At 74.8% G+C, this 18,057-nt stretch carries 17 protein-coding genes and 1 pseudogene; 7 read left to right on the plus strand and 11 right to left on the minus strand.

Annotated elements, in window-relative coordinates:
* Positions 1–78 precede the first annotated feature (78 nt).
* The 3 genes from ACIPK4_RS23515 to ACIPK4_RS23525 form a co-directional block, all read right to left on the minus strand.
* Positions 79–1,863: a hydrogenase maturation protein gene (locus ACIPK4_RS23515; protein ID WP_402315595.1), complete on the minus strand. Its 1,785-nt coding sequence runs from the start codon at positions 1,861–1,863 to the stop codon at positions 79–81.
* Between the two features lie 173 nt (positions 1,864–2,036).
* On the minus strand, positions 2,037–3,683 hold the full coding sequence (locus ACIPK4_RS23520; protein WP_402315597.1) for a hypothetical protein: 1,647 nt from the start codon (positions 3,681–3,683) through the stop codon (positions 2,037–2,039).
* A gap of 50 nt (positions 3,684–3,733) precedes the next feature.
* Complete coding sequence (locus tag ACIPK4_RS23525; RefSeq protein ID WP_402315598.1) at positions 3,734–5,908, minus strand: hypothetical protein; 2,175 nt, start codon at positions 5,906–5,908, stop codon at positions 3,734–3,736.
* A gap of 228 nt (positions 5,909–6,136) precedes the next feature.
* Between ACIPK4_RS23525 and ACIPK4_RS23530 the strand changes: the two genes are divergently transcribed.
* The 3 genes from ACIPK4_RS23530 to ACIPK4_RS23540 all read left to right on the plus strand — a co-directional run bounded on the left by ACIPK4_RS23530 (position 6,137) and on the right by ACIPK4_RS23540 (position 8,549).
* Positions 6,137–6,493, plus strand: coding sequence for a hypothetical protein (locus ACIPK4_RS23530; protein ID WP_376193145.1), 357 nt, complete (start codon positions 6,137–6,139; stop codon positions 6,491–6,493).
* Between the two features lie 123 nt (positions 6,494–6,616).
* Positions 6,617–7,759 (plus strand): site-2 protease family protein, encoded by a 1,143-nt coding sequence (locus tag ACIPK4_RS23535; RefSeq protein WP_402315799.1) that lies wholly within the window; start codon positions 6,617–6,619, stop codon positions 7,757–7,759.
* 49 nt (positions 7,760–7,808) lie between these two features.
* The gene (locus ACIPK4_RS23540; RefSeq protein ID WP_402315600.1) at positions 7,809–8,549 is read left to right on the plus strand and encodes a PP2C family protein-serine/threonine phosphatase; all 741 of its coding nucleotides are present in this window, start codon (positions 7,809–7,811) and stop codon (positions 8,547–8,549) included.
* A 23-nt stretch (positions 8,550–8,572) separates the two neighbouring features.
* Here ACIPK4_RS23540 and ACIPK4_RS23545 read toward each other — a convergent pair whose 3' ends face one another.
* Entirely contained in the window at positions 8,573–9,319 is a 747-nt protein-coding gene (locus ACIPK4_RS23545) for a LysR family substrate-binding domain-containing protein (RefSeq protein WP_402315602.1), read from the minus strand.
* A 174-nt stretch (positions 9,320–9,493) separates the two neighbouring features.
* On the opposite strand from ACIPK4_RS23545, the gene ACIPK4_RS23550 reads away from it, so the two are divergent.
* Both ACIPK4_RS23550 and ACIPK4_RS23555 read left to right on the plus strand, forming a co-directional pair.
* A complete protein-coding gene (locus ACIPK4_RS23550; RefSeq protein ID WP_054223461.1) occupies positions 9,494–9,898 on the plus strand; it encodes a DUF5997 family protein in 405 nt (134 codons plus the stop codon).
* A gap of 116 nt (positions 9,899–10,014) precedes the next feature.
* Positions 10,015–10,701 (plus strand): beta-glucanase, encoded by a 687-nt coding sequence (locus tag ACIPK4_RS23555; RefSeq protein WP_376193139.1) that lies wholly within the window; start codon positions 10,015–10,017, stop codon positions 10,699–10,701.
* Here the strand turns inward: ACIPK4_RS23555 and ACIPK4_RS23560 are convergent.
* Positions 10,698–11,378 (minus strand): hemerythrin domain-containing protein, encoded by a 681-nt coding sequence (locus tag ACIPK4_RS23560; RefSeq protein ID WP_402315604.1) that lies wholly within the window; start codon positions 11,376–11,378, stop codon positions 10,698–10,700. The genes ACIPK4_RS23555 and ACIPK4_RS23560 overlap by 4 nt on opposite strands.
* A 109-nt stretch (positions 11,379–11,487) precedes the next feature.
* Positions 11,488–12,249: a carbonic anhydrase gene (locus tag ACIPK4_RS23565; protein WP_402315606.1), complete on the minus strand. Its 762-nt coding sequence runs from the start codon at positions 12,247–12,249 to the stop codon at positions 11,488–11,490.
* A 175-nt stretch (positions 12,250–12,424) separates the two neighbouring features.
* Between ACIPK4_RS23565 and ACIPK4_RS23570 the strand changes: the two are divergent.
* Positions 12,425–12,605 (plus strand): annotated as a pseudogene (locus ACIPK4_RS23570) (GNAT family N-acetyltransferase); the annotation flags it as partial.
* Between the two features lie 72 nt (positions 12,606–12,677).
* Here ACIPK4_RS23570 and ACIPK4_RS23575 read toward each other — a convergent pair.
* The 5 genes from ACIPK4_RS23575 to ACIPK4_RS23595 form a co-directional block, all read right to left on the minus strand.
* On the minus strand, positions 12,678–12,977 hold the full coding sequence (locus ACIPK4_RS23575; RefSeq protein WP_402315608.1) for an SHOCT domain-containing protein: 300 nt from the start codon (positions 12,975–12,977) through the stop codon (positions 12,678–12,680).
* A 117-nt stretch (positions 12,978–13,094) separates the two neighbouring features.
* The gene (locus tag ACIPK4_RS23580) at positions 13,095–13,760 is read right to left on the minus strand and encodes a response regulator (protein WP_402315610.1); all 666 of its coding nucleotides are present in this window, start codon (positions 13,758–13,760) and stop codon (positions 13,095–13,097) included.
* On the minus strand, positions 13,757–14,947 hold the full coding sequence (locus tag ACIPK4_RS23585) for a histidine kinase (RefSeq protein ID WP_402315612.1): 1,191 nt from the start codon (positions 14,945–14,947) through the stop codon (positions 13,757–13,759). The genes ACIPK4_RS23580 and ACIPK4_RS23585 overlap by 4 nt, the downstream gene beginning before the upstream one ends.
* Positions 14,948–15,039: 92 nt before the next feature.
* Entirely contained in the window at positions 15,040–15,912 is an 873-nt protein-coding gene (locus ACIPK4_RS23590) for a serine hydrolase (protein ID WP_402315614.1), read from the minus strand.
* Positions 15,909–16,877, minus strand: a complete 969-nt coding sequence (locus ACIPK4_RS23595) for a LysR family transcriptional regulator (RefSeq protein WP_402315616.1) — start codon at positions 16,875–16,877, stop codon at positions 15,909–15,911. The genes ACIPK4_RS23590 and ACIPK4_RS23595 overlap by 4 nt, the downstream gene beginning before the upstream one ends.
* Before the next feature lie 85 nt (positions 16,878–16,962).
* Between ACIPK4_RS23595 and ACIPK4_RS23600 the strand changes: the two genes are divergently transcribed.
* Positions 16,963–17,964: an alpha/beta hydrolase family esterase gene (locus ACIPK4_RS23600; protein WP_402315618.1), complete on the plus strand. Its 1,002-nt coding sequence runs from the start codon at positions 16,963–16,965 to the stop codon at positions 17,962–17,964.
* Positions 17,965–18,057 lie beyond the last annotated feature (93 nt).

Raw genomic sequence — 18,057 nt, forward strand, 5'->3', positions numbered from 1 at the left:
GATGCGGGGGGGGGTGGGTGGGGCTGGGGGCGGGGACGGTGGACGGGCAGGTGCTCCGCGCCGGCCTCACCCTTCTTGCTAGCAGCCGGCCGGGCCCGGCGCCCTGTCTTGTTCGGCCGGTCCAGTGACCCCGGGCCGCCGCACGGGCAGCGGCGCGGTGCGCCGTCCGGGAACGGTCCGCGCCAGGTGGGCGGGGGTGCGCTCCGGGGGCTCCTTGCGTACGAAGGCGCGGCGCAGGGCGTGGTACGGGGCCTGCGGGTCCAGGAAGGTCTCGCGCATGCGGGCGAGCTCCGCCTCGCGGTAGGCGGCGAGCGGCCTCACGCTTTCGTCCGCGTCGCGGCGGGCCTTCTTGCCCGCGATCCGGGACCGGACGGCCGGCGAGTCCGCCACGCGGACGGCGAGCCGGGCGGTCTCGTCCGCGAAGGCCTGCGGGCCGCAGTCGATGGTGCGGTCGACGAGCCCGAGCCGCCGGGCGGATTCGGCGCTGATCGGCAGGGCGTCGGCGGTCAGGCGCTCCGCGACGCCGGTCCCGGTCCGGCGCGGCAGCGTGTACGTCCAGTACTCGGATCCGTACAGGCCCATCAGCCGGTAGTGCGGGTTGAGCACGACGCCGGTGCGGCACCAGACCTCGTCGGCGGCGAGGGCGAGCATGGCCCCGCCGGCGGCGGCGTTGCCGCCGAGCGCGGCCACGACGAACCGGTCGGTGGTGGTCAGCACGGCCTCCACCAGGTCGTCCATGGCGTTGATGTTGGCCCAGGACTCCTCGGCCGGATCGGCGGACGCCTCGATGACGCCCAGGTGGATGCCGTTGGAGAAGAAGTCCCGGCCGCCGCCGAGGACGATGAGGGAGACGGGGCGGGTGCAGGCCTCCCGGTACGCCGCGAGCAGGCGCCGGCAGTGGTCGGTGCTCATCGCGCCGCCGGGGAAGGAGAACGTGAGGAAGCCGGCGCCGCCGCGCTCCCGGTAGATGATGTCGGACCAGGTGCGCGGGCCTTCGCCGGCGTCGGCGCAGGCGTCGTACGGCGGCGCGGGCAGCTCGGGAAGCGGCGGCAGCCGGTCGCCGAGGGCCAGGGTGGCGGGGAGTTTGACGGGGGCCGGTCCGCCCGGAGTGCGCCGGGCCCGTAGCTCGGGGATCCAGACGGCCCCGTCGGTGGTCGCCCGGCAGATGGCGCCGGCCCGGGTGGCGAGCAGTTCGCCGGGGCGTCCGCGCAGTGCGTCCTCGGGGTGGCCGCCGTGCAGGAACCACGGGGCGCCGAGCAGTTCGTCCAGTACGCCGGGCTGTGAGTCGGCGGCGCGCAGCGCGCGGACGACGCGCTCGGTGGAGTCGTGTTCCCAGTCGATCCGGCGCAGTTCCTGGCGCAGGTAGGGGCGGGCGCGCCCGGTTCGCTGCTGCTGGGGTGCGTAGGTGCCCGAGGCGAAGCGGTCGACGGCCGTCAGCACCGCGGACAGGGCGGCGTCGGCGATCTCGCCGCGGTAGGCGTCGCTCTTTGCGACGGGCGGCAGCGGGCAGTCGGCGGTGGCCCAGACGTCGCCCGCGTCCATCTCCTCGCCGGCCTGGAGGACGGTGACGCCCCAGCGGGTCGCGTTCTCGGTGAGGGCCCAGTCGAGCGAGGAGGGGCCGCGGTCGCCGACCGGCCCGGGGTGGACGATCAGGCAGGTGTGGGCGGAGTACACCTCGCGGGGGATGGCCGTCTTCAGCATCGGGGCGAGGACGAGGTCCGGCCGGTGGCGCTCCACGGCTTCGGTGAGGGACGTGCCGGGCAGGACGAGCTCGACCGCCACGCTGTGGCCGCGGTCCCTGAGTTCCGCGTGGACACGCTGAGTGAGGCTGTTGAACGCGCCGGCGGCGAGCAGGATGTGCACGTGATCTCCCAAGCGTCCGGCCCCCGGCGAGCTGGGGCCTGAACAGGTACGGCCGCTGGAGATCGTCGACCACGGGCGTCCGCGGGCCGGGGCGACCTACGGGGCTGTCACTCGGAAGGGACCGCCCGGGGCCGCCACCTGGTGGACAGGTGACGGCCGCCGCGCCGGTGCGGTCAGCAGCCCGGGGCGCCCGTACCGCCGCGCTGCGGCAGGCTGAGGTTGGGGGCGGAGCTGGGCCAGGTGAGGGTGACCGTCTTCGTGGTCCCGTCCGGGCCCAGCTGGACGATCGGGGTGGGCTTGCCGACCGGGTTGCCGTCGGCGCCGAACGAGAGCCAGCCGCTCGCCCCCGGCAGCATCTGCGCGCAGTAGAACTGGTGGAGGATGCCGGTCTCCAGGCCCGGGTTCTTCAGACCCGCCTCGTCGTGCCGGGCCGCGCTGATCGCGGCGACGGTGGCGTCGTGCGTGAGCATCGCCTGCCCGCTGGCGAGGTGGGCGGGGTCGAAGGACAGGGGCTGCGCGCCGGACCGGGTGGTGGCCAGGGGCTGCTTCGTGCACGGGTCGGGCCGCCCGGTGAACGCCGACCAGAACTGGTCGTAGTTGCGCTTCGCGTCCGATCCGGGGCATTCGGTCCCCCACTCGTCCGGACTGGCCAGGGCCGTGTACGCCACCGTGACCCGGCCGGAGGCGACCCCCTTGAGGACCGCGTCGTCGCGGATGGCCTCGGACGCGTCGTCCCCGACCAGGATGCGCAGCTGCGCGGTGCCGCAGGGCGTGCCCTGCACCCAGTTCTGTACGAACGCTCCGAGATCGCGGCCCCGGCCGGCGAAGTACACGATGGACGGTGCGGCCTGGCAGAGGTTGGCGTGCATCAGGTTGAACTGCTGGATCAGGTAGTCCTGGCGGCCGGCGCCGCTGGGCAGGCTGCTGGGTGAGGTGTACGGGAGCACCGTCACCGTGCGGTCCGGGGCCTGGAAGCGGGTCTTGGCCTCCGCCGCCAGCGTGGCCGTGTAGTCGTCGTCGGCGACGCTGTCCGCCACCACCGCGAGCGAGGTCACGGCCGGGTGCAGTCCCGTGACGTACTGGTTGGCCGCGATGACGGAGTCGGAGTTGGTGGACGAGACGCGGAACATGTCGGGGATCGTCCGCTTGCCCGCCGGGTCGGCGGGGTCCAGGTTCATGGAGTTGCCGGTGACCGTCGACCCGATGACGGGGATGTGCAGCTGGGCGGATATGGCCGCGGCGGCCTGCCGGGTCTGCTCGGTGCTCTGGCCGAGGCCCACGACCGCCGAGATGTGCTCGGCCTCCGCGTGCCTGCGCACGCCGGCGACCGCCTGCTGCCAGGACGCGTACTGGCTGCCCATGTTGGCCAGGTACAGCTTGACGCCGGGTGTGCTGCCGTACGCCGCCGTGTTGTTGGCGCGCCACACGGCGGCCATGGCCCCCTCGATGTTGGGGTAGAGCGACTCGTAGGTCAGCGTGTCCACGTCTTCGACGGGCGAGAGGTTCAGCATCAGCACCACGCTGGTGGAGTTCCCCTTCACCGCCGCGTTGGCGGTGCGGATCGCGTCCTCCAGTTCGTGCATGCGCTCCGGTTCGCCCTTGGTGAAGGGCGTGCTGTCGAGGTTCACGCCGACGCAGGCGAGCGGTTTGCCCGCGGCGGTCAGGCCGGCCCCGCACGACAGGGCGGGCGGGAACAGCACCCGGTAGCCCCAGGTGCCGCCGAACACGGCACCGGCCAGGAGGACGAGGGCGGCGGTCAGCGAAAGCACCGGGTGGCGGCGCAGCCGGCCGAGTCGGGGGTTGCGTACACCTGCGGGCATGAGGACTCCTTGCGGTGCGCCGGGCCACGCGCAGGCGTGGCGCGGTGGGGTCAGGCGAACAGCGCGCCCGCCTGCTGGAGGGCGCTGACGTCGAGCAGGCGGGAGTTGTGCGCGAGCCGTTCGAAGCCCTCTTCGATCTGGGCGTCCCAGCGCCGGCTGCGCTCGGTGAGCGGGTCGTTGTACAGCCACAGCAGGGCCAGCAGCTTGGCCGTGGCGACCGCCACGACGTCCCGGCCGGTCTGTTCGATCCCGGAGAGGAGGACCGCGTACGCCTGCTGCGCGGACTGTTCGTGGACCGGGCGGCACGGCGCCGAGGCCAGGTAGTCGAGGAGGCGCACCCAGGCGCGGTGGTCGCGGTCGAAGCGGTCCGAGAGTGCCTCGGCCACCGGGGCGAACTCTCCCAGGGCCAGGTCGTAGAAGAGCTGTTGTTCCTCGCGGGCCACCCCGCCCGAACCGTTGTGGGTGGCGGCCAGGGTCGCAAGGGCCCGGCCCTGGCGGGTGAAGGCCTCGTGCCACGGATCGGCGGGCCGTTCCCCTTCCGGGCCGGCGGCGTCCGCGGGCTCGGCGGCGGAGAGGGCGGTGAGCGCGCAACGGCTCAGCCAGGGGTGGAGCACCGCGGGTCTGTCGGCGTCGCCCCAGCCGACCTCGCGGATCCGCGAGGGGCGGTGGAAGAAGGTGCTGACCCACAGGTTGCGGCGTAACAGCTCGAGGCTGCGCGGCAGGTCCGCCGTCTCCAGCGGTACCCGGGGGTCGTCGGCGGTGCGCATGTCCGCCAGGTAGGCGGCCGCCAGGACGACGGGCGGCGGGACGGCCGCGGCCGGTGCGGGCGCGGCGAGCCCTTCGGGAAGGCAGGTCTCCAGGGCGCGCGCCCACAGCGGTCTGCCGCTCGCGTCGACCGCGGCCGTCAGGGGTCTGTCCCGTACGGCGGTCCCGGCGTCCGGCGGCGCGCTCGCACGCTGCTCCTGGAGGGCGAGGACGGCGCCCCAGTGGCCGCCGGTGAGGGCGTGGACGACGGACGCCGCGACGGGCGCGGCCAGGGAGGCGGAGTCGTCGGTGACGTCCGAGACCTGTTCCTCCGACATCGGGTCGAGCCACACCGGGTACCAGTAGTGCGCCGCCGAGGCGGGATCCGGTCCGGCGCCCCTCTCGTCCTGCCGGGCCCAGTGCGTACGGGTGGCCCGGGTGAGGAGGGGGACGCGGCGCTGCGGGGTGTCCGGCAGCGGTGTGGTGCGCCAGGGCTCGCACCAGCGGGTGGTCCACTCCGGCTGCCACTGGTCGCAGGCGGCGAGGACGACCAGCGGGTCGGCGGCGCCGCCGGAGCCCGGTTCGTTCTGCTCGTTGCGCATGCGGGCGGCGACGAGCGCGGCGAGGAAGCGCCGGCCGGCGGGGGTCTGTGCCCCGTCCACGAGGAGGACCCACGCGTGGTCGTGCCGGGCGGCCCGGCCCGCGTACTGCGGCGGCAGCTCGCAGGAGCAAGCCGAGCGCAGCGCCGGATGGTGGTCCGCCTGGTCCTTGGCGTCGGCGAGGAAGGCGGCCAGCAGGGGGCCGACGGCGGCCGACCGCGATGCGGAACTCAGTCTGATCAGCGCGTCCAGGGAGCCGGCGGCCTCGGCCTCCGGGATGCCGACGTGCCAGCGCAGCGCGTCGCGCAGGCCCCAGCGGGCGGTGCTCTGGAGCAGCGATCCGATCACCGGCCGGGCCCGCTCCCGTACGGCGGTGACCACTTCCCGCGCCTGGCCCTGCACCAGCGGGCTGAGCGCGCCGGTCGCCACGACGTCCATCGTGGCGTCCACCGCCTCTTCGAGCCGGGTGGCGAACCTGCCCCGGCGGGTGCCCCGCGTGTACTGCTGGATGAGCCCTCTGATCTGGTCCGTCGCGCGGGCCCGGTCCGGCTCCAGGTTCTCGTTGAGGGCGAGCAGTCCGAGGGCGAAGCGGTGGAAGACGGGGCTGCGGCGCAGCGTGTCCCAGCCGCGCATCATCTGGAAGGCCACGAGCGCCGCGGCGGACACCGGGTCGAGCGGGTTCTCGTGGAAGTCGAGGTGGGCGTGGACCACGGTGGAACCGCATCCCCGGGACAGGGAGCGGAGCATGCTCGTCTTGCCCGACTGGCGGGGGCCGAGCAGCGCCACGACGGGCTGCCGCTGGTCCGGGTACCGCCAGATCAGGTGCCGTAGAAAAGCGTCGGTCCCCTCCGCATGGCCGAGCTCCGCCGTTGCGCTCACCATTCCCCCGCCCCCCAACCGAAAGTGCGACGCACGCGCCGACGACACGGAAGGTAACACCGCGGGGACGCGCGGCAACGGGGAATGCGGTGGAAGGCCTCCCGCAATTCCGGGGCCGGATCTTGGAGCGGATATTCTGCATCCGCGCTGGCGAGCCGCCAGATCGCCTGGAAGCAGGCGCAACACCCGATGTGCCGGGCCGCACCGCGCACGGCAGGAGATGGAGTCCCGATGGACGTGCAGCACTTCGAGCGGATCACCGCATTCATCGAGGCTCGGCTGACCCCGCTGTTCGACGAGGCCACCGGCAGCGAGCGCGGTTTCGCGATGGACGACACCTCCCGTGCGCTGCGCGCGCTGCGCAACGCGGTCCTGGAGGCCTCGGCGGTCAAGGGCCTCATCGAGAAGCGGGCGACGGCCGAGCCCGCGCTGCGCCGGGTCATCGACCAGTCGGTGGAGCACCACTGGGACGTGCTGCGCGGGATCGCCCGCCAGTGGGAGGACCACGGCGACTTCGTGCGCGAGTTCAAGCGCCACGCCTGGGAGCTCGACGCGGCGTTCGCCGCTCCGGCGGCGACGGAGGGCTGAGCTCCCCGGCGGGTGCCGCCCGCCCCCGGCCGGGCGGCACGACGCTCCGGTCCGCCGTCCCGGAGCGACAATGGGTGTGGACACCCACTGCCGCGCCGGCAGGAGACGAAGATGAACGGCTCGCTGAACGGCTCGCTCCCCATCGGACGTGTGGTCGGCGTGCCGCTTCGCATGCACTGGAGCGTGCCGCTGCTGGTGGTGCTGTTCGCGTACGGGCTCGGCCGCCAGACCCTCCCCGTGTGGACGCCGGGGCGCTCGAACGCGGTGTACACCGTGGCCAGCGTCGTGGGGGCGCTGCTCCTGACGGGCAGCCTGCTCCTGCACGAGGCGGCGCACGCCGCGACGGCCCGCCGCAGGAAGATCTCCGTCGAGGACGTCACCCTGTGGGCGATGGGCGGCGTGACCAGGATGGGCCGGCCGCAGACCGCGGGGGCGGCCTTCGCGGTGGCGGTGAGCGGACCGTTCACGAGCCTGGTGATCGGCGGAGCCGCCCTCGGCGCGGGGATCGCCCTGCACGCACTGTCCGGCTGGGCGGTGCCCGCCGCCGTGCTGGTCTGGCTCGGCTGGGCGAACCTCTTCCTCGGCGTCTTCAACCTGCTGCCCGCCGCCCCGCTCGACGGCGGCCGGGTGCTCCAGGCACTGCTGTGGTGGCGTACGGGCGACCGGGAGCGGGCGGAGCGGGCCGCCTCGCGCAGCGGGCAGGTCATGGGCGTGCTGCTGATGGCGGCGGGCTGGGTCTCGTTCCTGCGCGGGACGTCGAGCGGGCTATGGCTGGTCTTCCTCGGGCTGTTCGTCACGTTCGTCGCGGGCGCGGAGCGTCAGCAGGCGGTGCTGCGCACGGCCCTGCGGGGCCTGCGCGTGGCCGATGCCATGTCCAGTCCGGTGGCGACCGGTGCCGACTGGCTGAGCGTGCGGCGGTTCATCGACGAGGTGGCCGTGGAGTCCCGGCATTCCGCGCTGCCGCTGCTGGATTTCGACGGCCGGCCCAGCGGTGTGGTGCACGTGAGCGGGCTGGCGCCGATCCCACAGGCTCAGCGGGAGGCACTGCGCGTGCGCGAGGTGGCGACCCCGCTGGAGCGGTGCGCGGTCGCGGCACCGGGCGATCCGCTGGAGGAGGCCCTGGGCGGGCTGCGCCCGGGGACCGGACTGCCGCTGCTGGTCGTGGACGGGGGCCTGCTGGTGGGGATCGTGACCGCGAAGGACGTCCGCCGGCTCATGCAGCGGCGGGCGCTGGGCGGTGGCGGCGCGGGCGAGGAGCCGGGATGAGTTCCGCGGGCGCGCACCCGCGGGTGCGCGGCGCGAGAATGGGGGTGCGATGACGTATGTAGCCGTGAGCGCCCTGAGCCACGCCGGGCTGGTGCGCGACCACAACGAGGACAGCCTCGTCGTCGGGCCGTGGACGCTGTGCGCCGGGGTGACCCGCAATCCGCAGACGTTCGTGTTCCCGCTCGGTTCGCCGCTGGTCGTCGCGGTCGCGGACGGGATCGGCGGACAGCCGGCCGGCGAGGTGGCCAGTGCGCTGGTCGTGCGGCAACTCGCCATGCTCGGACCGGCCTTGGACACCGTGGGCGCGGTCCGTGAGGCGCTCGGCCTGTGCAACCACGCGGTGTACGCGGCCGCCGGCAGCGATCCGGAGCTGGCCGGCATGGGGACCACCGTGGCGGGTGCCGTCGTCCTGGAGGACTCGCTGATCTCGTTCAACGTCGGCGACAGCCGGGTGCTGGACGCCACGGGGCAGGAGCTGCGGCAGGTGAGCGTGGACGACAATCCGCCGCTGGAACCGGGGCAGCGCACCACGTCCCTGCTGACCCAGGCGCTCGGCGGGGCCCGCCACCGCACCGGGGTCACGCCCCACGTCTCGGAGGAGCCCCTGCGCGCCGGGGCCCGGTATCTGGTGTGCTCGGACGGGCTGACCGACCCGGTGCCGCCCGAGGAGGTCCAGGAGCTGCTGCGGGTCCACGACGACGGCAAGGCGGCGTTCGAGCTGTGGAGGGCCGCCATCGACGCCGGCGGCCCCGACAACATCACCCTCGCACTGCTCAGGCTGGGCGACTAGCCCGTCCCTTCGGGGGCGCGCGGTCAGGACTGGGGGCGGCGGCGGGGCTTGCCGGGCTTGCCGCCCTTGGCGCCGCCCTTCGTCCCCTTGGCGCCCTTGGCGCCGCCGGAGCCGCCGCGGGGGTTGCGGCCCGCAGTCTTCCCTGCGGGCTTGCGCCCCGTGCCGGCCGCGTCGGGACGCTTGCGCTGCTTGGGCTGCGGCGGGGTCTGTGCGCGGCCGCGCGTGCTGTTGACGGTCCGGCCGCGCACGATCCCGATGAACTCCTCGACCAGGTCGGTGGGTTCACCGTCGGGGAAGGACAGCGCCACCCGCGACCCCGGCGCGTCCGTCACGGTCCGGTAGGTGAGGTCCTTGCGGTGGTGCAGGCGGGCGAGGGACTGCGGGACGACGAGGACGCCGATCCCGGCCGCCACGAGCTCGATCGCGTCGGCCGTCGTGGCGGGGCGTTCCAGCGCGGGCCGGCCGGGCAGGCTCTCCCAGTCCAGGGTGTCGTCGAGGGGGTGCAGCACGATCTCGTCGGCCAGGTCCCCGGTGGACACCTCCTCCACGGCGGCCACCAGGTGGTCCTTGGGAACCACGACGACGGTGGTCTCGGTGTACAGCGGGATCGCGGCCAGGCCCGTGCGGTCGATCGGCAGCCGTACGAACCCGGCGTCGGCACCGCTTCCCCTCAGGAGGTCGGGAGCCTCGGCGGCGGACACCTGGAGCAGGGTCAGCGGGACACCGGGCAGGCGCTCGTTCCAGATCCGCACCCACTTGCCGGGGGTCACTCCGGGGACGTACGCGAGCCGGAACGAGGGGGCCGTCGCAGCCGGGGAGGCCGCGGCGGCGGATGCCGCAGAATTCGCCGGGGGAGTTGCCGAAGGAGATGCTTCCGAGCCTGTCACCCGGCCAGATTACCGGCCGTGGTCAGAAGTAGCGCACACGCTCGATACCCTTGACCCATGACGTCGCACAAGACCACCCAGACCATGAAGCCCGCCACCGCGGCGAAGAAGCTGGGTGTGTACCTCGAAGCCACCCCCGCTGAGTTCCAGGAGGGCGTGGTGACCCGCAGCGAGCTGAACGCGCTGCAGGCCGAGCCGCCCCAGTGGCTGCAGGAACTGCGACGCAACGGCCCGCACCCCCGTCCGGTGGTCGCCTCCAAGCTCGGCGTCTCCATCGCGGGTCTCGCCCGCGGCGGCGTCACGGAGGCCCTCACCACCGAGCAGATCGACGCCCTGAAGCAGGAGAACCCGGAGTGGCTCCAGAAGGAGCGCGCCACCCAGGCCGAGGTCCGCAAGGAAGCGGTCCGCATCAAGGAGAAGCACGCGGAGCGCGCGGAGCGCCTCCAGCAGTCGGATTCCTGACCGCCGCGCGCCGTGCGGCGCGGCGAGCGCCGCAGGCGCCCTGAAATGCCCCGTGCCGGGCCATTCGGGTAAAGATCACCGGAATGCGGACGGCGCGCCGTGGGCAGAGCTGCGGGGTGATCTCGCGACTCCTCGCCACGTTCCGGCGCACCAGCACACTCGTCTTCTCGGCCGACTTCGGCTCGACGTCCCGGTGGGTCGCCGGGCGCTCCTGGGCCTATCCCGACGGCGGTCCGGTCAATCCGGGCGACAGCAAACTCGATCATCTCGTCGACGATCCCGCCTACAGCCGCAGCGGGACCTTCCGTGCCACCCGGCGGCCCGACGGCAACTGGAACACCGGACTGCTGACCACCGAGGGCAGTGAGGAGGGCTTCCTGCTGCGCGCGGAGGACGTGCTGGAGGCCCGGGTCAGACTGCCCGAGGCGGTCGGCGCCTGGCCCGCGATCTGGACCTGGCGGGACGGCGGCCAGGAGGTCGACGTCTTCGAGTACCACCCCGACAACCCGGACCTGCTGGAACTGTCCAACCACGTCCGCGGCGGGAGCTCCCACTACTACCGGAACGCCGCCGTGCAGCCCGGAGCCTGGGTCGACCTCAAGGTCAAGTTCGGCGCGAAATCGGTCGTCTGGTGGGTCAACGGCAACCGCGTCTTCGCCGACCGCAGCGGGGTGGGCCGGCGCTGGCGGGCGTACATCATCGTGAACCTCTCGGTGAGCGCCGGCCGCTACCATCCGGCGCCGCCTCCGGAAGTGACGGAGATGTCGTACGAGGTCTCGGACCTGCGCGTGTACCGGTCCTAACCGTGTCCCACCGCCGCGGCCAGGCGTTCCTCCAGCCTGCGGAAGCCCCGTTCGCCCACGGCTCGCCAGAGCACCCGGGGCGGCAGCGGCAGGTGGGCCATGATCAGGATCTGCTCCCCCGGGTCCGTGTCCTTGAGGATCATCCCGAGGACGGTGAACTGCCTGCTCCTGGGCACGGCGGCGACGGCCGCGGCACCGATCTCGTCCCACTCCGCCTGTGACACCACCCCCGGGGCCAGCGGCAGTGCCTCGCGCTCCTCCTCGTCGAAGTGCTCCTCGACGGCCCGGGCCGCCTCCTCCAGGGCGGCGGCCAGCTCCTCCCCCCGGGCGCTGCCCGCACCGGCGGCCCACGGCCCGAGCAGGGCTCCCGCCCGGGCGAGGCGGCCCGACAGCTCGGCGTGCTGCCCCTGCATCCGCTTCCACAACTCGGCGTGCCCGGGGACGCGTTCGGCCAGCTTGGGCCACAGCAGCCGGTCCTCGCCCGCATGGTGGTGGTGCAGGGTGTCCAGCAGCAGCGCCAGCCGGTCGGCGACCAGCCTGATCTGGGCGCGGCTGCCGTGACGCACCCCGCGCACCCGGCCCGCCGCCTCCCGGAACTCGCGGCGGAACATCCGGTGGACCACCACCATGTCGTGCGTGGTGATGGGTTTTCCCTGGTTCTGCATCGGTATCGACATCGACCATGGCCCCCGTCCTGGTGGGTGTACCGGCCCTCCAGCGTGGCGGGCGGCCGGGCGTCTCGCCAGGGGCGCACGACGGCGCTCCAGCGCCCCCGGGGAGCCCGGTCTACGCCAGGGTGCGCACGGCCTGGTCGCGGAGGTCGTAGCGGGCGGCGACGACGGCCAGCCGGCCGGTGGCCACGCGCCGCGCGATGTCGGGTTCGGCGGCCAGCCGCTCGCGGGTGCGCCGGGCGTGCGCGTCGATGGTGGCGGCGACCCGGGCGTCGCCGGTCTGTCCGTGGTCGATGGCGGGCCGGATCTGGTCGGCGAGGTACTGGATGTGCGCGGGCAGCGGCTCCCCGCTCTCGTCGGCGTGGACGGCGGCGCCGACCGCGCCGCAGGACTGGTGGCCGAGGACCAGCACCAGCGGGATCTCCAGCTCCAGGACCCCGTACGCGATGCTGCCGAGGACGGCTTCGTCCAGCACCTCGCCGGCCGAGCGGACGGTCAGGAGGTCGCCGAGCCCCTGGTCGAAGACGAGCTCCGGGGGGACGCGGGAGTCGACGCAGCCGAGGACGAGCGCGAAGGGGTGCTGGGCCCGGGTCAGCTGGAGCCGTACGGACGGCGATTCGTGCGGGTGCTCCTGCCGGTACGTGCGCCAGCGCCGGTTGCCTGCGGTCAGCCGGCGCAGGGCCTCCTCCGGGGAGCCGGGGCGGCCGGCGGCCTCCGGTGCACCCGGCGCGGGGGCGGGTACGGGCGCGGCGGAGGCCGGGAGGGCGGAGCCGAGGGTGAGGACGGACCCCACGGCCGCCGAGCCGGCCACGGCGGCGCGCAGCAGTCCGCGGCGGCTGGGCGCGGGGGCGCCGGCTGTCTGTATGTTCGAATGCATCGCGGGACCGTAACCCCGCTTCCGTGGCACACGGCCGGACGCGTGGGGGAATGGCGCGATGTTCGTCGGGATCCGGCCGAAAAGGCGGGACGGACGTCTCAGCCCGTGGACAGCCGACCCCGGAAAAAACGGCGCCGTCGGCGACGCCGCCCTGGCGGCGGCCGGGCCCGTGTCGGCGCTGACGCTGACGCTGACCACGTTCGAGGGCGTGCCGTGGAACGCCCCGTACTGCGCGCGCTGCGGTTTCGTACGTCTCGACGACGGGGCTGGGCCCCGGTCTGAAGGAGATCCGGGACCGCGAGGCGGAACACGGCCTGGACCGGTGGCCACGGGTGTGCATGCGCCGCGTGGTGTGACGGGGGCGCCCGTGGCCCCGTGGTGTGACCGCGGCGCCCGGGGCACCCCCGTGGCCTCGTCCCGGGGCCGGGTCAGGCGGCCCCGCCCTTGCCGTCGGGGGTCGTGCGGCCGAACTGTTCGTCCAGGACGGACAGCCGGCGCCAGTACTCGTCCTCGTCGATCTCGCCGGTGGCGAACCGGCGGCCCAGGATCGCGATCGGGGAGTTCGGGCCGTACGAACCCCGCGGTGCGGCCCACGGTCCGCGCGGGCCGCGGCCGCCGCGCCAGAGGGTGCGGCGCAGGACGGTGACGACGCCGAAGACGACGGCCGCCCAGATCAGCGGGACGAAGAGGATCCACGGGCCGGGCCCGTCGTACGCCAGGGTGTTCATCTCGGTTCAGCTCCTCGGAGGGGACGGACTGCCTTGTCGCCTCCGAGCCTCGCCCCGCGAGGGGGACCCGGTCGTCGTACGGCCGGCGGCACCTCGGCTACCTCCGCGGGAGTAGCGTCAGCCGAGCCAGCCGGGCCGGACCAGCCCCGACTCGTAGGCCAGCACCACCAGCTGGGCCCGGTCGCGGGCGCCGAGCTTGATCATCGTGCGGCTGACGTGCGTCTTCGCGGTCAGTGGGCTCACCACGAGCCGGCGGGCGATCTCCTCGTTGGACAGGCCCATGCCGACCAGGGCCATCACCTCGCGTTCCCGCTCGGTCAGCCGCTCCAGCTCCGCCGGCGCCTCCGGGGCCTTCGACCGGGCCGCGAACTCGGCGATCAGGCGGCGCGTCACCCCGGGTGAGAGCAGTGCATCCCCGGCGACCACCGCCCTTACGGCGCGCAGCAGTTCCTCCGGCTCGGTGTCCTTGACCAGGAAGCCTGAGGCGCCGGAGCGGATCGCCTCGAAGACGTACTCGTCGAGCTCGAAGGTGGTCAGCATGACCACCTTGACCGCGGCCAGTCCGGGGTCCCCGGTGATGGTGCGGGTCGCGGCCAGGCCGTCGAGCTCCGGCATCCGGATGTCCATCAGGGCGACGTCCGGGCGCAGTTCGCGGGCCAGGCGCACGGCCTCGGCCCCGTCGGCGGCCTCGCCCGCCACCCCGATGTCCGGCTGCGCGTCCAGCAGCGCGCGGAACCCGGCCCGGACCAGCGCCTGGTCGTCGGCGAGCAGTACCCGGATCAACGGTCCTCCCCTGGTGTGGTGTCGCCCAGCGGGAGCCGGGCCAGCACCCGGAAGCCGCCGTCCGGCCGGGGTCCGGCCTCGAGGGTGCCGCCCTGCGCGGCGGCCCGTTCGCGCATCCCGACGAGGCCGGTGCCGCTGCCGCCCGCATCGCCGCCGGTGGCGGGGCCGTCGTCGTCGACGCGCAGTTCCAGGGCGCCGGGCGGGCGGGCGATGCGGATCCGGGCGGTGCGGGAGCCCGAGTGCCGCACCACGTTGGTGAGCGCCTCCTGGAGGATGCGGAACGCGGCGAGGCCCGTGCCCGGTGGCAGCCCCCGGGCGGCGGCCTCCCCCTCCACGGAGACGGTGAGCCCGGTCGCGGCGGCCTGGGCGACCAGTTCGGGCAGCCGGTCGAGTCCGGGGACGGGGCTGCGGGGCGCCTCGCCGGGGGCGCGCAGGGTGTCCAGGACCTGCCGGACCTCGCCGAGCGCCTCCTTGCTGGCCGCCTTGATGGTGGTCAGCGCCGTACGGGCCTGTTCGGGGTCCGTGTCGAGCAGGGCCAGGCCGACGCCCGCCTGCACGTTGATCACGGAGATGCTGTGGGCCAGTACGTCGTGCAGCTCGCGGGCGATCCGCAGCCGCTCCTCGCCGGCCCGGCGCCGCTCGGCCGCCTTCCGCTCGGCCCGGTCCCGGGCCCACTGCTCCCGGCGTACGCGGACCAGTTCGGACGCGGCGAGCACGGCGATGACCCAGGCGGTGACGCCGCCCTCCGTCCCCCACGGCGCGGGTCCGTCGCCGGGCGGCGGCAGCCAGCGGTACAGCCAGTGGCCGATGAGGAGGTGTCCGGCCCACAGGGCGCCCACGGCTCCCCAGGCGGCCCGCCGGTGTCCGGTGACTACGGCGGCGAGGCAGGCCAGGGCGACGCTCAGGAAGACGGGGCCGTACGGGTATCCGCAGGCGAGGTAGACCAGCGTGACCGCGCAGACGCCGTACACGACGGGCACCGGGTGGCGGTGGCGCAGGAGCAGCAGGGCGGGGCCGAGGAGCAGCAGGAGCCGGCCGAGCGCGCCGAGGGGCTCCCGGCCGGGCTGGAGCTGGTGCACCCACCCGCCGGAGACCTGTGCGAGCACGGCCACGAGGAGCGAGGAGCGCCACGGAAGCCGCTCGTCGCCCGTGTGCTCCGCCCAGTACGCGCGCCGCCACTGCCCCATGCGGCCACGCTAGACGCCCGCCGCCGCCGTCGTCGTCCGCCGCACGGGCCGATCCCGCGTACTCCCGGAGGAGTACGCGCGCGGTGCGCGGTTCACGGTGCGCGCAGGGCGTCCACGGCGATGCGGGCGGTGGTGCCGATGACCGCGTCGGCGGCGGGGAGGGTGGCTGCGGGGTTGGCGGCGCGGGTGAAGACGGCGACGGCGTAGCGTCCGCCGTCGGGGTACTCGATGACGCCGACCTCGTTGCGCACGGTCGGCAGACTGCCGGTCTTGCCGGCCACGTGGACGTCGTCGAAGGGGAATCCGGAGGCCATCCGGTGGGGCCACACCTGGAGTCCGAGCAGCCGGCGGATCGCGGCGCCGTGTTCGGGGGTGCAGGCCTCGTCGCGCCAGAGGGCCGCCAGGAGGCGGGTCATGTCCCGGGGTGTGCTGCGGTTGCTGCGGGCCGGGTCGAGGGCGCGCAGCCGGGCGATGACGTGCGGATCGGCGAGTGCCTGCGCCCCGGCGGGGCCCGCGTCCTCCCGGATGCCGGCGAACAGCGAGCGGAAGGTGTGGACGGCGCGGGTGCGGGTGAGCCCCAGCCGGGCGGTGGCCTCGTTGACGCCGTCGAGCCCCGTGCGGGCGAGGAGCAGGTCGGCGGCGGCGTTGTCGCTGACGGCCGTCATCAGGTACGCGGCGTCGCGCAGGGACATGCGTACGGGGTCCAGCATCGCGGCCAGTCCGGTGGGGCCGGCGGTGCGGTGGGCGGGCGGGACCTCGACCTGTTCGGTGAGGTCCAGGCGGCCGGCCTCGGCCTGCTGGTGGAGGGCGACGAGCAGGCAGAGCTTGTGCACGCTGGCGGTGACGACCGGGTGGTCGGCGCCGGCGTCGATCTGGGCTCCGGAGTCGATGTCGACGGCGTGGAGCCGGCCGGTGACGCCGGCTTCGGCGAAGGCCGCGCCGATGCGGTGGACGGTGCGGTTCACAGCCAGTACTCCGCTGCCGGGCGCAGGTGCAGGGGCCGCGCGGGTACGTCGGCCGGCGCCGCCGGGGTCGTTCCCAGGGCGCGCGTGGCGGCTTCGGCGAAGGCCCCGACGGCGGCGTCGCCCCGGCCCTGCGGCCAGGCGACGCTGTGGCGCCAGGCCAGCGGGGCGCCGGCGAGGGGCCGCCAGACGATGTCGGCGTGCGGGCCCGGGGCATCGGCGGACGCGCTGTCCCGCGGGGCGAAGGCGACCGCGTTCGCGGAGAGGACGAGGCCGCGGACGAAGCCGGGTCCGCGGCCCTGGCGGACGGCGGCCGGGGTGTACCCGCCCCGGGCACAGGTGTTCAGCACGTCGTCGTGCAGGGCGGGCGCCTCGGCCCGCGGGAAGAGGACCAGGCCGTATCCGGTGAGGGCGGCGAGCGGCACCTCGTCCAGCGCGGCGGCGGGGGCCTCGCGGGGCAGCAGCACGCCGAGTTCGCTGCGCAGGACCGGGCCGAGCTCCAGCCCGGCGAGGTCGCAGGGGTGCCGCACGAGCCCGGCGTCCAGGTCGCGGGAGGCGAACCGGGCCAGCTGCTCGGCGGTCGACAGCTCGTGCAGCTCCAGCTGCACGCCTGGGTGGTGCCGGCGGAAGGCGGCCAGGATCGCGGCGATGGTCTCGCCGGCCGTGTCGGGCGGCAGGGCGGCGCGCAGGAGCCCGCTCTCGCCGTCGCGGATGCGGCGGGCGGTGGCCGCGAGGGCCTCGGCGCGGGCGAGCAGCCGCCGGGCGTCGTCGAGCAGCATCGTGCCCGCCGCAGTGATCGACACCTGGCGGCTGGTGCGGTCGAAGAGGCGGACGCCGAGCTCTCGCTCCAGGCGCCGGATGCGCTGGGACAGGGGTGGCTGGGCCATGCCGAGCAGCTCGGCGGCGCGGCCGAAATGTCTTTCTTCTGCAACAGCGACGAAGCACTGCAGGTGCCGGATCAGGTCCACGGCCAGCAACGATATCGGAACTTGATCGATTCCGGATCCATACAGATCTTGGACGGCGGTCGGGTGGCGGTGTTGTGCTCACCTCATGACCTCCCCTTCCCCCTTTCCCCGTTCCCCCGTCTCCCGGCGCGCCCCGTACCGCGCCGCCCTGGCCCTCGCCGTCGCCCTGACCGCCGGGCTCGCCGGCTGCGCCGCGAAACCGCAGCCGCCCACGGCTCCCGGGCCGGCGGCGGGCCGGAGCGCCTCCCCCGCCGCGGTCGACAGCCGGGAGCGGCTGACCGTGGACGGCGGCACCCGGGAGTACCTGATGCACCGTCCGGCCGCGGACGGCGGCGGGCCGCGGCCGCTGCTCGTCGCCTTCCACGGGCGCGGCGCCGACGCCGGGCACCTGCGCGGGCAGAGCGGCCTGGACCGGGCCGCCGAGGCCCGCGGCATGCTCCTCGTGTACCCCGAGGCAGTGGGAAAGGCCTGGGGCGCGGGCACCGCGCCCAGCGCGCAGCGGCCGGACCCGGACGCCGATGTCCGGTTCGCCGAGGCGCTGGTGGCCGACTTGGTGCGCTCCGGCCGGGCGGATCCCCACCGGGTGTACGTGGCCGGGTTCTCCAACGGCGGCTCGATGGCCCTGCGGATGGCCGCCCAGCGTCCGGACCTGGTCGCGGGTGCGGTCTCGGTCTCCGGTGAGCTCCCCACCGGGGCCGCCGCCGTGAAGCCGTCCGGGGCGGTGCCCGTCCTGATCGTCTACGGGGCCGAGGACCCCGTACGCCCGGCGGCCGGGCTGCCGAGTCCGGGTCCGGCCGCTCCCGGGGAGGAGCCCGTCACCGCGACGATGTCCGCGCGGGCGAGCGCGGAGGCGTTCGCCGCCGCGGGCGGCGCCGGAGCCCCGGTCGAGGAGGCCGGGCCCGGCTACGACGGCGTCACCTGGCCGCCGGGGCCCGCGGGGGCGACCGTACGGCTGCTGCTGATGCAGGGGGCGGGGCACACCTGGCCGGGTTCGACGATGCCTCCGCCCGCGGGGTTCGGATCCGTGAGCACCGCGCTGGACGCGAGCGCCACCCTGCTCGATTTCCTCTCCGCGCAGCGGCGTTGAAGCACCCGCCCGCCGCGGGCGCCCGCGGCGGGTGGGCATGGCGGGCGGGCATGGCGGTGCCCGCCACGGTGGCGGTCCCGAGTGTGGTGGGCG

The sequence above is a fragment of the Streptomyces sp. NPDC086989 genome, from assembly GCF_044745505.1.
Lineage (GTDB): Bacteria > Actinomycetota > Actinomycetes > Streptomycetales > Streptomycetaceae > Streptomyces.

What these genes read in the sequence shown, in the direction of transcription:
- ACIPK4_RS23520 (WP_402315597.1), bottom strand. Translation starts at nt 3,683, where the DNA reads ATGCCCGCAGGTGTACGCAACCCCCGACTCGGCCGGCTGCGCCGCCAC.
- ACIPK4_RS23525 (WP_402315598.1), bottom strand. Translation starts at nt 5,908, where the DNA reads ATGGTGAGCGCAACGGCGGAGCTCGGCCATGCGGAGGGGACCGACGCT.
- ACIPK4_RS23530 (WP_376193145.1), top strand. Translation starts at nt 6,137, where the DNA reads ATGGACGTGCAGCACTTCGAGCGGATCACCGCATTCATCGAGGCTCGG.
- ACIPK4_RS23540 (WP_402315600.1), top strand. Translation starts at nt 7,809, where the DNA reads ATGACGTATGTAGCCGTGAGCGCCCTGAGCCACGCCGGGCTGGTGCGC.
- ACIPK4_RS23550 (WP_054223461.1), top strand. Translation starts at nt 9,494, where the DNA reads ATGACGTCGCACAAGACCACCCAGACCATGAAGCCCGCCACCGCGGCG.
- ACIPK4_RS23560 (WP_402315604.1), bottom strand. Translation starts at nt 11,378, where the DNA reads ATGTCGATACCGATGCAGAACCAGGGAAAACCCATCACCACGCACGAC.
- ACIPK4_RS23565 (WP_402315606.1), bottom strand. Translation starts at nt 12,249, where the DNA reads ATGCATTCGAACATACAGACAGCCGGCGCCCCCGCGCCCAGCCGCCGC.
- ACIPK4_RS23575 (WP_402315608.1), bottom strand. Translation starts at nt 12,977, where the DNA reads ATGAACACCCTGGCGTACGACGGGCCCGGCCCGTGGATCCTCTTCGTC.
- ACIPK4_RS23585 (WP_402315612.1), bottom strand. Translation starts at nt 14,947, where the DNA reads ATGGGGCAGTGGCGGCGCGCGTACTGGGCGGAGCACACGGGCGACGAG.
- ACIPK4_RS23600 (WP_402315618.1), top strand. Translation starts at nt 16,963, where the DNA reads ATGACCTCCCCTTCCCCCTTTCCCCGTTCCCCCGTCTCCCGGCGCGCC.